Here is a 13,695-nt window from a genome sequence, read left to right as displayed (position 1 = left end):
CTTTCTTATTAATATCCTGTATTTTGAGTTAGCTTGGCATTTTTTTCTATTTCAGTTTGTGGTACTGGATAGCGAAGTGTATTGTCGGTAAAAGGATATGTTTGGGTTAATCTTCCACTATCACGAGTATTGAGGGTATTCATTGTAGAGATAGCTTTGTCGTTGCGCACAAGGTCGAACCAGCGGAACCCTTCAAAGGCTAACTCTAATCGGCGTTCTTTTAGTACGGCTTCTTTCATTTGCTCTTGTGAAAGCGAAGTAGCAATTGGTGTAAGCCCTACTCGCGCACGTACTTGGTTAACGAGGGTTGCTGCTTGCGCAGTTTGACCTAAAGCTGCAAGTGCTTCAGCTTTTAGCAGAAGAATATCGGCTAAACGCAATTTGATGATGCTATTGGCGCCTGAACGTATTTTGTACATAAAAGCGTAATGACTTGAAGGGTAGTAATTGCTCCAAGAGGGTTGCCCCCATACGATAGCTTGATCTTTGCGAATATTGTCTCCCTCAGCATCGTAGGCTGCAATAAGGTCGCGTGAAGGGGTACACCATTTGCGCCAATCGTACTTGCTATTAGGGTTGATATGGTTCTTACCAAACATTATACTAAGCCAAGTTTGCCCTCCTGTTGAATAGGTAATTTCAAAGATAGATTCAGATGAATTGCGCAATTTGGCATCAGTACCTGCTGTGTTTAGCTGAAACAAATCGGCGTAATTAGGTACTAATGAAAATCCTGCATTTATTACTGCATCGGCATATTGCACTGTTTTATTATAGTCGCGTATAGGTTTTTCGGCATATACGTGAGCCAAAAGTGCATTGGCTACGGCTTTGCTAAGTACAAACTTATTGACTGTATTTACCTCAGGAGCATCAGGAAGTGCTGCTTCTAAGTTTTCCTTAATGGTGTTATAAACATCAAGCACCGAGCTTCGTGGAGGAAATAGTTTGGCATAAGTTTGCTCAATATTATCAGAAGTTATCACTGGAATTTCTTCAGAAGCGATAGGTACTTCTCCCCAAAGGCGTGTCATATCAAAAAGTAACCAAGCTTTAAATATGCGTGCCTCAGCTTTCCACTGCTTTCTTTCGGCAGGAGTAAGTGTAGGGTCGGTCACTTTATCAACATTAGAGATAACTATATTGGCAAGGCTGATACCTTCTAAATACTTTTGCCAGTCGCGAGTGATGTTTTTGTTGGAGGAATCTTGGCTATTTTGCTCAATAGCTGTGATAGGAGCATCAATACCTCCTGCGTAGGCATTATCGGCGCGCACTTCGGTATTCATCAGCAGGTCGAGCGTCCAAAACTCTTGCGCGCTACCTTGTATAAAGGTGTAGATAGCTTCGTAACGGGCTTTCATTTGTGCTTTGGTTTCGATAGCTGTACCACCTTTTTGGTTCATATTCTTCTCGCTGAAATCCGAGATAGGGTCTTTATCTAAGCTGCAAGCCGTTAGCGTAGCCAACGAGAATGCAAGGTATATGTATTTTTTCATTGCTATAGCTATTAAAATTCAATATTTAAGCCAAATATGAATGACTTGGTTTGTGGGTAAGTACCCCAGTCAATTCCCATAGTAGGACCTGATAGCCCTTCGTTTACTTCGGGGTCAAATCCTTTGTAGTTGGTAAGTGTCCAAAGGTTTTGAGCTGTCAGGTAAGGTTGTACTTTGCGAATGCCGTATTGTTGTAGGGCTTGTGTAGGCAAATTGTAGGCTAAAGTAAGTGTTTTAAGGCGTAAGTAAGAGCCGTCTTCTACCCATCGCGATGATGCCTTGATATTGTCAGTACCTTTAACAGCACGTGGTATATCGGTAATATCACCTCTTTTCTTCCAGCGGTTTAGTACTGCAGTAGATTGGTTTTTACCATCGTACATACCTTCTGTTTCTATACGAGAAGCATTGTAAATGTCATTGCCGTAAGATCCTTGAAAGAAGACACTTAGGGTAAAATTCTTATAAGAGAAGTCGTTGGTAAATCCAAAGGTAAAATCAGGATTGGGGTCGCCTATATAGGTCTTATCAGATACCGTAATTCTACCATCGCCATTGAGGTCTTTGTATTTGATATCACCTGTTTGTGGGTCTACTCCTTCGCTAATTAAGCCCCAAAACTTACCTAAAGGCTGTCCTTCAGTAATGCGCACTACTTGTTCAGAAGTAGCTTCGGAAGTGCTGGCATAGTAATAAACTTTTTGCAAGCTAAGTTTATTGAGTTTGTTGCGGTTCAATGAGATATTGAAATTAGTATTCCACTCCAATTCTCCTGTAAGATTGCGACTATCTACTGAAAACTCTATCCCTTTATTAGTCATTTCGCCTTCATTGCGATAGATAGAAGGAACAGGCGAAGTAGCTGGCAGTGGTACTTCCATTAGCAAATTAGTGGTGTTTTTAATATAAGCATCTATTGCAAAAGCCAAGCGGTTTTTGAAAAGTGCTACATCAAGCCCTATATTAGATTGGGTTGTAGTTTCCCAAGTAAGATTTGGGTTCGAAAATGAGTTGGGAGTGAGGGTAATCATTGCATTAGCATTAGCCCCATTGCCCCACCAGTTTTGGCGTGCTATCTTATAGCGTTGTAAGTAGGCGTAAGATGAAATACCCGCTTGGTTACCTGTTTGTCCCCAACCTCCACGCAATTTAAGTTCGCTAAGCCATTCTATATTGCTGAGGAAACTTTCGCGTGACAATCGCCAGCCTACAGATACTGAAGGAAAATATCCCCAACGCTTCCCTGGTGCTAATTTAGAAGAACCATCGGCACGAAAGTTTGCAGTAAGCAGGTATTTGCTGTCGTAATTGTACGAAAGGCGACCTAAGTAAGACATCATACTCCATTCTTCAGCATTAGTGATACTTCCTTGCCCTATTTTATTGGCTGCATTGAGGGTTTTAATATCCGAAGTCAAAAAGTGTGTTGCATACATTTCACTTGCATCCATCTTTGCATTGGTGAAAGAAGTACCTCCCAATAATGAAAGATTGTGTTTGCTGAAAGTCTTGTCAAAAGTAAGAATGTTATCAAAAGTAAGAAGAGTGTTGTTCTTGCGTATATCGGCAGCTTCTCCGTAGTTTCTACGCCCATAAGAAGTAAGTTTAGGGTCGGTAAAGCGGTTTTCTTTGCTTGACAAGCGGTCGATAGCTAATGTTGATTTGTAACGCAAGCCTTTCATTAGCTGTACAATAGCCGAACCACTACCTACAAAACGATTGTTTTTCAAAAGGTTATCAGCACGGCGAGAGATGTTCTCTACAGGGTGTGAAAGGTTCGCCCCTTTGAAATCGTAATAATACCAACCTTCTTCGCCTGTTTTCTCGCTCCAAATAGGTGCATAGTGAGGTGTATTGATTACTGAAAGTACTACCCCTGCACGATTAGCTCCCAAACCTGAAATAATACCATTAGACTCATAGTCGGCATAAGACAAGTTAGTTTCAAAAGTAAGCCATTGTCGCATTTTGGCTTCTAAGTTCAAACGAACATTATAACGTTCAAAGAATGAGCTACGAATAATACCGTCTTCTTTGGTATGTCCTGCCGAAAGGTAATACTTGGTATTATCACTTGCATTAGATACTGATAGCTGAGTGTTTTGAGTAAATCCAGCACGGAAGGTTTCTTTATACCAATCTGTTTTATCAGTAAGCCCTGCCAAAGTAGCTGTTGCTACTGCTTTTGTTTCGTTCATCAGCTCATAATATTGCTGCGTATTTAGCGAAGGTATTTTTTTAGCTATTTCTGAAACTCCTATGTAGGTATTTACCGAAACTTTAGGTTCGTTGCGCTTACCTTGTTTAGTGGTGATAAGCACTACACCATTAGCAGCGCGAGAACCATAGATAGCTGCAGAAGAAGCATCTTTAAGCACTTGCATAGATTCAATATCGTTAGGTGCTATACTGCTGATGTCTTGCACCGGAATACCATCTACTACATACAATGGGTCGTTAGAAGCACTAATAGAAGTATTACCACGAATGCGTACCGCTAATCCTGCACCAGGGGCTCCGTTGGGTTGTACCACCTGAATACCCGCTGCTCGCCCTTGTATGGCTTGCGCTGCCGAAATAACAGGACGTTGCTCAAGATCTTTCGTCTTTACTGAAGTGATTGCGGTAGTTACATCGCCTTTCTTCTGTGTTCCATACCCCACCACTACTACTTCATCAAGGTTTTGAGTAGCCTCAGCTAACTTTATATTTAGCTGAGAATTATTAGCTTTTACATCGGTAGTTTGATATCCTACTGATGAAAATTGCAAAACTGCCCCTTTAGGGACATCTGTAAGCGAGTATTTACCATCAAAATCAGTAGCTACTCCTTTATTAGTGCCTTTAATCACTACCGAAACGCCTACAAGTGGCATTCCGCTTTCATCGGTTACAGTACCTGATAGATTACCAAACTGGCTTTGAGCCCAGCCAATAAGGCTATAACATAATAAGGTAACTGTCAGCATTAATTGTTTTTTTAGAACTTTCATAAACGTTTTTTTGTTTGACTGCAGCAAATGTATTACAAAAAAACAAGTATGCTATAACAGGTATTACAAAAGTAGTAAGTTCAAAACATACAACACTGATTAACAAATTATTACACAAATATTACCCTCAAAAAAAGTACTTATTTTTCGTCTTTTAGTTACGTATTTGTTTCACTTTTTCCTCAAAAGTATCTCGTTCTCCTTTCGCTTTGTTGCGCACTTTAGTACGATAGTTATAAACCGTACGCAAAGAATAACGCAAAAACTCAGCTATCTTATTACTATCTGTAATTCCCAAACGGATAAGTGCAAATATGCGTAGCTCTGTATTAAGAAGCTCACCTTTCTTGGGGCGTATAGGCTCGTCTTCTTCCAAGAGTGCATTGAAGTGAGTTACAAAATTAGGATATATGTTTAGGAAAATTGTATCAAAATTCTTGTATAGCTCTTCAAGTTCTTCTTCCACTACAGTAGTAGATTTGAGTATCTTGGTAAGGGTAGCGTAGTCGTTTTGGGTTGCCTTCTTATAAAGCAGTTTTCTGTAGTTTTCTATTTTATCTATATAGGCAGAGCATAGGTTAAAGAAATGAGCTATATATTCTTCTTTGATTAGATTTGCTTCTTCAAGGTTGAGGTTTGCCTCTTCAAGATGCTGATTCATTATTTGTAGGTCGGTATTGAGTTTTTCTAATTGTTCATTGCTGTACGATAATTGCTTACGAGCTTTCACAAGGCGTTGTATTTGCTTATAAACATACACCAACGCTATAATAAGTGCTACCGATAACACGCTGATAAGTGCTAAATAGTATTGCAACTCTCTTTTTTGTTTTGCTTCTCTTTGCTGGTAGGCAGTATTGATAATAGAATAAAATGTAGCTCCTTCCTCAGCCCGATGGCGAACATTGCAGAAATTAGCATCATCAATGGCTAGTTTTATAAATTCGTATGCTTTGCTTATATCCCCTCTTTTGTAATACGTAAGGGCTAAACTTTGTAAAGAGGCGTTATCTTTAATAGCATTCTGTATATCGGCAATTGCTGAAAGAGCAAAATAATACTCTTGTTGTTGGGTATTTCCTTTTTCTTGCTCAGAAAGGCCCAAGTAATAAGCTATAACAGCGCGCTTAGGGTCGGTAATAGGAGTTTGATTGAGTAGTTGAAGAAATTTTTGGGTAGCTTGCTCTTTATCAGCTAAATAAAATTCTCTAATAGCATCGTTTATTTTAAAAAGCATACTATCAGTAGCTAAACATTGTAATAGTGAATCGCGATAGCTATCTGATAGTTTAAAATAATGCAAATTATTAGTACTTTGCCCGTATCTGCTATAAAAAGAATGATAGGTATCGTAATAATCGCATAGTAAGGTATTGCTCAAACGCTGCTTATCAACAGATAATAATAATTGCAACGACTCAACATACATCCCTTTAGCCGAGTATAGTTTTGATAAGGATATATGTGTTTCGTCTTGTTTTGCGATATCGTTCAGCATAAGAGCTATTTGTTCGTTCTTTAGCAAATAGCTCACTGCCGAATCTACTTTAAACTTTTGATATTCTGCATAAAGTTGCTTGTGTAAATGGTATTTTTCTGCTGGTTGAGAGGCTTTTTTAAGAGCCTTTTCCAAAGAAGCGATACGTTGTTCTTTGGCTTGTATATAAGTAGCTTTTTGCTCAATCGTTTGGTTGAGTTGGTGGAGTACAGCTTCTTTGTTCTCTTGTGCCACCGCTGCATTCCTTCCGAACAACAATATGATAAAGAGTGTGATATAGTTTTTCATAAGGTTTGTTTTTATATTAAAGCCCCCGAACCCCCGAAGGGGGACAAGCCGCAAAGGTATTGCTCAATTACTATAATAAATTTCTAATATATTCCCCGCTTTTTGCCCGCATTGCCCGCTTTTTGCCCGCATTGCCCGCTTTTTGCCCGCTTTTATTTTAGTTCATAATAAGTGCTTACACTTGCTCCAAGTTGTCTAAGCAAATTATATTTCTCTACTAAATCAGTTAAATCATTACTTGTGGTTCTCTTAGAAATATTATTTAGTTCTTGGTATTCGCTATTTGTTATTTTTCCTCTCTCTTTGAGATATAATATTGCTTTTATCTGTCTTTCATTAAGTCCTTTTTCTCGTAAATCAGTTTCATTATAAATATCTTTGTGGAATACTACCCAAAATCCTGAAGAAGCGTAATAATACAATGGGTTAGGTAATCCTGCTTTAGCACACTGCTCATTCATTTTTCTGATGCCACGTCCCCAAGCTTCTATATAACCTATACGAAAGAACGCATTAGAAATACCTGGATTATAGGGTACAGATGAATGTTTTTCTTGCAAAGTATCTATCGTCCAATTTTCAGGCAATTGACCATAATTCCAAATCATTATTTTATCTTTATAAACACTGATTTGTATTGGAGTCGCACCACTGTAATCTTTATGAGCAATAGCATTATGAACAGCTTCGCGAACGGCTTCTTGTGGATACTCATAGGTCTCTACTCGGTAAATACCCTCATAGCTAATTATAGCCTTGATATACTTAGTAAAGAGTAATTCCATTGTCTTTTCTACTTGCTCAAACAAATTGCCGTGTACCTCATCTTGAAATAGTAAATCACTATCGTCATCGCTAAAATAGCCTATTTTCACATAAGCATTAGTGACATACTTTTCAGGGTCGGGGTGAAAAAGCAAAAGAGCAGCTCGTTTTAGCTGTCCATTTTCTGTAAGTTTTAAGTTGTTTAATAACAATTCGTTACTATCTGAAAGGGTATCATCATCTAAACGTCTTGCTTTTATACCTCTTTTACGAAAGAAGTTAAAAGTATCTACTTTCAGTTCAGCAACAGAAACATTAGGATAAAGCACACTATCCCAATGTTTTCCTTGCTTACCTAACAAGAATTTATCTAAGGCTGCGCCTTTGAGTTCTTGCTTAGTACTACCACTACGATAATGATATTCTCCTTTATAGTTCACCGGATTAGATTGCGGACTTACACTAATTTCTATACAATTACCTTCGGAGGTTTCGAGTAAGTTCACATCTGCTACTATTCCTAATACATTAGTGATTTTATTAGGAATATCTTCCATTAGGCGTTTAGCATCAGGCTCTCCAATTACTTTTCCATTATCATCTTTGCCTATATAGAGCTTTCCTCCTTGTGCATTGGCAAAACCACAAATCCATTTTAGGTATTCATCACGCCAAGAAGATTTGTATTCTATGTTATGAGATTCTTGTATCATTTTCTTACTTCTTTATCTCTCAGCTAATTAAAACTCCAGCTCTGTTTGCGTCCCATCGCTTCCGTTCTCTGCAGAGGGGATTATTATCTCTTCATCGCCTAAATCCTCTACCGCTTCCTCTTCTTGAGGGGCTTCATAAGGAAGAGACTCAAGAGCATTAATGTTTTTCACCTTGTCGGTAGTGAGTTGGTTTCCAAGAGCTTTTATACCTTTTACACTGATAAACTCTTCTAAATTGACAGTAAGGTTTTCTTTCTCCTTGCCTTTTTCTTTGGTAAATACCACCTCAGCGATAGGTCGCCAGTCGGCAGAAACGAATAGCAATTGCGATTTAAGGTGCTCAGTAATCACAAGCTCTTCGCGGTTTTCGTTCTCTATTACAAAGCGTTTTACGAATACACGTTCTTTCTCACCATCGTAGTAAATCACCGAAATAGGCTTTTCAGGCACCCATTTTTCCATTAGCAGGATATTGTTGTCAAAATGCAAGTTCAGGTCGGGGATAATAGTTTTCACCATACCCTCTTTGGTGATGAGTAGCAGGCGGTCATCTCCTTTAAAAGCCCCCAAGAGCGTACCCCGTTCTTCGGTATTAAGGCGTTTAACTATGTCGTCAAACCATATTTTGCGTGGCTTAAGAGTCGATACCCCCTTCTCTTTCAGCTCAATACGCTTGATAGCATATTTACTCACGAGGTTACCCCTCACGCCTCGCCCTTTAATGAGAGTATCGGCAAAGTCTATATCCCATCGTAATTTTCGCAAGGCACCTAACTGACGTAAATTCACCGTTACCACTTCGGCTTCGCCGTTAGGATTTGCTGTAAAGTAAAGCACCCGTGAATCTTTATGCACTGGTATCAACTCGTATTTTTTGTCGCGAGTAATCCCCGTTACGTTAAAACGCTTGATGTACGAAAAGCCCGTTTGCCCATCTTTGTATATCATATTGTAGATGGTGCGTTTGTCGTCTTTTTTAAATACCGCAGCGTGTATGATATTTTTTTCTATATACTGTTTGTCAGTTACCTTCATTACGTACATCGAGCCACTTTCTGTAAATACTATTACATCATCAATGTCGCTACAGTCATCCACATACTCATCTTTGCGCAAGCCCGTACCCACAAAGCCCTCAGCCCTATTCACATATAATTTAGTATTGCGTACTACCACTTTGGTAGCTTCAATACTGTCAAACACTCGTATTTCGGTTTTGCGTTCACGCCTCTTGCTGTAAGTCTTCTTAAGATATTCAAAATGAGCAATAGTATAATCTACCAAATGAGCCAAGTGGTTCTGCACCTTCTCTATATCCGCTTCTGTTTTTAACATTTGTTCTTCGGCGCGATAAGTATCAAAATTAGTGATACGAATCATTGGTATTTTGGTAAGGCGTTCCAAATCATCATCGGTAATTTCGCGTAGCAAATCATTTTTAAAAGGTTCAAAACGCTTATACAGATAAACATATAGCGATTCTTTATTCTTGTAATCCTTGAAGTTGATATACATTTCTTCCCTGATGAAGATTTTTTCTAACGAAGCATTATGCCATTGCATATGGAGTTCTTCTAATTGTACCTCCAATTCTTGTTTAAGTATCTCCATAGTGCGGTCGGTACTGCGGCGCAATACCTCCGATATGGTAAGAAAATGCGGCTTATTATCCTCAATCACACAAGTAATAGGCGAAATAGCCGTCTCGCAAGCCGTAAAAGCATAAAGTGCATCTATTGTTTTATCGGGCGAAGTACCATTGGGCAGATACACCAATATTTCCACATTGGCAGCCGTATTATCATCTATTTTTTTGATTTTTATACTACCTTTATCATTAGCTTTAAGTATCGACTCAATGAGCGACTTGGTAGTAGTGGTATAAGGAATTTCGGTAATAGCAAGAGTTGTTTTATCTATTTGAGAAATCTTAGCGCGCACTCTCACGCGCCCGCCTCTTGCACCATCGTTGTAATTACTCACATCAATGATACCTGCCGTAGGAAAATCGGGGTAAAGCTCAAAAGGTTTTCCTTGCAAGTAAGCTACCGAAGCATCTATAAGCTCTATAAAGTTATGAGGTAATATTTTGGTAGAAAGCCCTACCGCTATCCCCTCCGTACCTTGTGCCAAGAGCAGCGGAAACTTCACAGGCAAGCTGATAGGCTCGTGCTTGCGCCCGTCATAGCTGGATTGCCATTCGGTTACTTTCGGACTAAAAACTACATCCAATGCAAACTTAGAAAGACGAGCCTCTATATAACGTGGTGCTGCAGCATCAGCTCCTGTGAGGGTATTCCCCCAGTTACCTTGCGTATCTATCAGCAGTTCTTTTTGTCCTATTTGCACTATCGCATCGGCTATACTCGCATCGCCGTGAGGGTGGTATTGCATTGTATTACCCACTACGTTAGCTACTTTGTTGTAGCGCCCGTCATCCAACTCTTTTAGCGAGTGCATAATGCGGCGTTGTACAGGTTTAAAACCATCTTCTATAGCAGGTACAGCCCGTTCTAAGATTACGTACGAGGCGTAATCTAAGAACCAGTCTTGGTACATTCCTGTAATTTTTATAATGGTATCGTGATGTGCTATTAGGTCGGTAGTTAGTGTAATATCAGTTTTAGATTCATTTTCTTCCATCGGGATTAGTATTTTTTAGGCTGCAAAGGTAATAAACAATTATTAATTGGTAATGATTAATGGTTAATTATTTTGCCATTTATCTTATACCGTTGCTGTAGCTCTATCATTCTTTGCACCAAATCATCAAATGCGAGAGAGTTTCCATAAATAAAAAAACGCCGCATATCTATATAAAGAGAATAATCCGATTATTTATTGTATCTTTGCCTAAAGTTCCTGAATTTTGGTGTTCTTTTTTACAAACACAAAATTACTAATTTTCAGGAACTCTTATTTTAAGTTTAAACAACTTCGGTATTAGAAAAAGAGCTCTGAAGGATAGGCTTATTAAAATTGTTGTACAACCCAGAAAAAACGTAAAATGGAAATTTCAAATATAAAGATAATTATATTCATATGTATATTGATTATTCCATTTATATTTTTATCGCACATAAAAATATATCATAAAGATTTATGTAAGGGATTTATCAATGAAAAATCGTTTGTATTAGGAGAATCTACAATTAAAGATATTCAGAAAAAATTCAATATTTACAAAGACTTAGAAATTTTCCCGAATAATGATAGCCTTTATATTACTGAAATTGAAGAAAAAGAAGGTTTTATAAAAATATTATCTCAAAAAAGATTTCTATTTAAGGATAGTTTACTTCAAAAAGTCGAATTAGTGGTAAGCACAAGTTGTTGTTGGAATAATGATTTCAAAGAGAATGATTTTGTATTGAAAAAAGATGAAATTTTTAGAGAATATGACAAGTATATTTATACAATAAAATCAAAAAATTCAGAATCAAAATGCTTTAATTTTCAATGTATTGATACAACAATGTTTAATAGAACCACCTTATTTAAGTGGAAAAAATAAAGTCTACAAAAAAGCCATTAACTATGAAGGTTAGGCTTAATAGCTAAGGCTGTCCAAAAAGTTTTTTTGTAAGAAAGATTTGCAAATCGTCTTCACAAAACAAAACTTTTCGGACAGCCTTAAAACTTATTACCTATTGTGTTACAACCTTAAAAACCTATAGTTATCCCTCCCAAAAAGTTAGCTTCAGCAGCAGGTATATATACCATTCCATAGCCATTATCGCCATAAGGCGCATATTTAGCATTTAAGAAGTTATTCGCTGCCACCGAAAACAATACCGAACGGCACCATTTGTGCGGGGTTAACTCATATTGCAATTGTAGGTTATTCACAAAGTAAGCGTCCAATTTAGCTTCATCGCGCTCTGTGTTATCCACATATTGCTTGCCAACATATTTAGCTTCCCAGCTTGCCGCAAAACCTTTGATAGGCTCAAAAGTAAGCCTACTACCTGCAATCACATTAGGCGAATAGGATAATTGCACATTTTCTAAATTTACTACTATAGTATTTCCTGCGTTATCTTCTCTAATGTTTTGGTATTTTTTAATTTTGTTACTGCTAAGTGCCAAGTTAGGCTGCCATTGCCATTTGTCGGATAGTTTTAATTGTGCATCAAGTTCTATCCCAGCGCGGTGGCTGTTGTCCACATTTTCACGGATAGCGTAACCTGTGTCATTTAGTTTGCCTGTAAGCACCAGCTGGTCTATATAACTCATATAGTAAGCATTCAAATTAAGACTCATACGCTCACAAGCAAAACGCCAACCCAATTCCAAATCGTTTAGTTTTTCTGGCAGCGGACGTTTGGCATTGGGGTCAGTTAATCCGTTATAATTCTTATAATCAGCACGATTAGGCTCTTTAGTAGCCTTGCCATATGATAAATAAAGGTGATTATAGTTGTTCAAATGATAAGTAACCCCCACTTTAGGGTTGAAAGCGTTAATACCTTCATCTACTTTTTGTTTTTCAGAATAATAATGAGCACGGCGGAATTGTACATCTACAAAAATATCCCATTGAGAAGCGAGGTCGTAATTTAGCTTAGCATAGCCAGCCATCTCGTTTTTGGTATTAGGCCCCTCATAACTATAGCGGTAATTCAGCGGTGCATTCACACTGCGTGTCCAAGGCACTTCTTTAAAGTGTCGTCCCTCATAGCGGTTTAGGGCGCCTCCTAATAAAATATGTATATTCTCTTTGTTGTAGTTAGCTGAAAAAGTAGTTCCCCAGAAGTCGTTGTCCAAACCAGATATTCTTATTCCATCAGTTTTCTTTTCATTGCCGCTGCCGTCCAATACTTTGGGTAACCCAAAGTACTCATTGACCTTCTTATTTCTTTTATATTCCTGCCAATAACCTTTTCCTTTGGTGTAGTGAAATGAAAGCTGAGTTTTCCAATTAGGCGACCAGCGTTGTGTCCAATGCAGCTGAGCGTGGTCTTGTTGATAGTTGTCAGTTTCGTCATCGTAAAAACGTTTGTTACCCGCATCATCGGTATAAGCACCTACAGGGTTGTAGCGCCTGTCGCGCTCCAAAGTCTGCTTGTCAACTCCTTGATAAGTAAGATATACTTTCTGCTTCCCACCAAATACAAGTCCTTTGATAAGCGTATTGCCATAAGCATACGCCCCTTGCAAGAAGTAGGATTTAAGGTCAGACGAAGCGCGGTCGCGGTATCCATCCGATTTTATTACCGAAAAGCGCCCGTTTAGCTCAAAGCGGTCATTTATTTTGCCTGTCGAAATTTTTACACTATGCTTATGAGTGTTGTAGCTACCGTAGTAGTTAGCCAGCTCGCCCGTTGCTTTTTCCTGCACCGCATCGGTAAGGATATTGAGGCTAGCGCCAAAAGCACCTGCCCCGTTAGACGATGTCCCTACGCCACGTTGTAATTGAATATTTTCAGCCGAAGAAGCAAAGTCCGAAAGATTGTAGAAGAACACCACTTGCGATTCCGAATCGTTTAGGGGAATACCATTGATAGTAACGTTAGTACGTTCAAGGTCAGTACCACGCACGTACATCTTAGTTGTACCCAATCCCGAACCGTCTTCAGAATAAGTAACCACGCTGGGAAGGTTATTGAGTAACATAGGAAGTTGTTGCCCATTGTTTTTGTTTCTAATCTCGTTTTTAGAGAGGTTAGAAAAAGCTACAGGATGCTTTTCAGTAGCCCTAACTGCCGAAACCAAGACCTCGTCCAATTGAATAGTTTTGTGAATTGTGTCTGTCACCTGTAGTGTAGGTGATTGAGTTTGTGCTATAGCCGTAGTTGTAAGGCAAATAGCACTGTACATAAGTACATTTTTCATTTTGTTTTGAGAGTATTTCACAAATAAAAGAGGCAATTATTTGGTGTGGTTATTAAAAAATAAAGCTTGTCTTTGCTACCCAAAAGCAAATACAAGCCGATAGA

At 38.6% G+C, this 13,695-nt stretch carries 7 protein-coding genes; 1 reads left to right on the top strand and 6 read right to left on the bottom strand.

Annotation, left to right across the window (positions count from 1 at the left end; genetic code table 11):
- Positions 1 to 8: 8 nt before the first annotated feature.
- The 5 genes from J4N46_RS06590 to J4N46_RS06570 form a co-directional block, all read right to left on the bottom strand.
- Positions 9 to 1,499 (bottom strand): RagB/SusD family nutrient uptake outer membrane protein, encoded by a 1,491-nt coding sequence (locus J4N46_RS06590; protein ID WP_208058640.1) that lies wholly within the window; start codon positions 1,497 to 1,499, stop codon positions 9 to 11.
- A gap of 11 nt (positions 1,500 to 1,510) precedes the next feature.
- Positions 1,511 to 4,492 (bottom strand): SusC/RagA family TonB-linked outer membrane protein, encoded by a 2,982-nt coding sequence (locus J4N46_RS06585; RefSeq protein WP_208058639.1) that lies wholly within the window; start codon positions 4,490 to 4,492, stop codon positions 1,511 to 1,513.
- Positions 4,493 to 4,646: 154 nt separating this feature from the next.
- The gene (locus tag J4N46_RS06580; protein ID WP_208058638.1) at positions 4,647 to 6,278 is read right to left on the bottom strand and encodes a DUF6377 domain-containing protein; all 1,632 of its coding nucleotides are present in this window, start codon (positions 6,276 to 6,278) and stop codon (positions 4,647 to 4,649) included.
- A 152-nt stretch (positions 6,279 to 6,430) separates the two neighbouring features.
- Entirely contained in the window at positions 6,431 to 7,756 is a 1,326-nt protein-coding gene (locus J4N46_RS06575) for an ATP-binding protein (protein WP_208058637.1), read from the bottom strand.
- Between the two features lie 27 nt (positions 7,757 to 7,783).
- A complete protein-coding gene (locus tag J4N46_RS06570; protein ID WP_208058636.1) occupies positions 7,784 to 10,399 on the bottom strand; it encodes a DNA gyrase/topoisomerase IV subunit A in 2,616 nt (871 codons plus the stop codon).
- Positions 10,400 to 10,763: 364 nt separating this feature from the next.
- Between J4N46_RS06570 and J4N46_RS06565 the strand changes: the two genes are divergently transcribed.
- Complete coding sequence (locus J4N46_RS06565; protein ID WP_208058635.1) at positions 10,764 to 11,270, top strand: hypothetical protein; 507 nt, start codon at positions 10,764 to 10,766, stop codon at positions 11,268 to 11,270.
- 149 nt (positions 11,271 to 11,419) lie between these two features.
- On the opposite strand, the gene J4N46_RS06560 is transcribed toward J4N46_RS06565, so the two are convergent.
- Positions 11,420 to 13,591: a TonB-dependent receptor gene (locus J4N46_RS06560; RefSeq protein ID WP_208058634.1), complete on the bottom strand. Its 2,172-nt coding sequence runs from the start codon at positions 13,589 to 13,591 to the stop codon at positions 11,420 to 11,422.
- Positions 13,592 to 13,695: the final 104 nt, after the last annotated feature.

This window comes from Capnocytophaga bilenii (genome assembly GCF_017565765.1).
Lineage (GTDB): Bacteria > Bacteroidota > Bacteroidia > Flavobacteriales > Flavobacteriaceae > Capnocytophaga > Capnocytophaga bilenii.
Note: the sequence above shows the minus strand (reverse complement) of the source record. Positions and strands in the feature narration are given on the sequence as shown.

What these genes read in the sequence shown, in the direction of transcription:
- J4N46_RS06590 (WP_208058640.1), bottom strand. Translation starts at nt 1,499, where the DNA reads ATGAAAAAATACATATACCTTGCATTCTCGTTGGCTACGCTAACGGCT.
- J4N46_RS06585 (WP_208058639.1), bottom strand. Translation starts at nt 4,492, where the DNA reads ATGAAAGTTCTAAAAAAACAATTAATGCTGACAGTTACCTTATTATGT.
- J4N46_RS06560 (WP_208058634.1), bottom strand. Translation starts at nt 13,591, where the DNA reads ATGAAAAATGTACTTATGTACAGTGCTATTTGCCTTACAACTACGGCT.
- J4N46_RS06580 (WP_208058638.1), bottom strand. Translation starts at nt 6,278, where the DNA reads ATGAAAAACTATATCACACTCTTTATCATATTGTTGTTCGGAAGGAAT.
- J4N46_RS06570 (WP_208058636.1), bottom strand. Translation starts at nt 10,399, where the DNA reads ATGGAAGAAAATGAATCTAAAACTGATATTACACTAACTACCGACCTA.
- J4N46_RS06575 (WP_208058637.1), bottom strand. Translation starts at nt 7,756, where the DNA reads ATGATACAAGAATCTCATAACATAGAATACAAATCTTCTTGGCGTGAT.
- J4N46_RS06565 (WP_208058635.1), top strand. Translation starts at nt 10,764, where the DNA reads ATGGAAATTTCAAATATAAAGATAATTATATTCATATGTATATTGATT.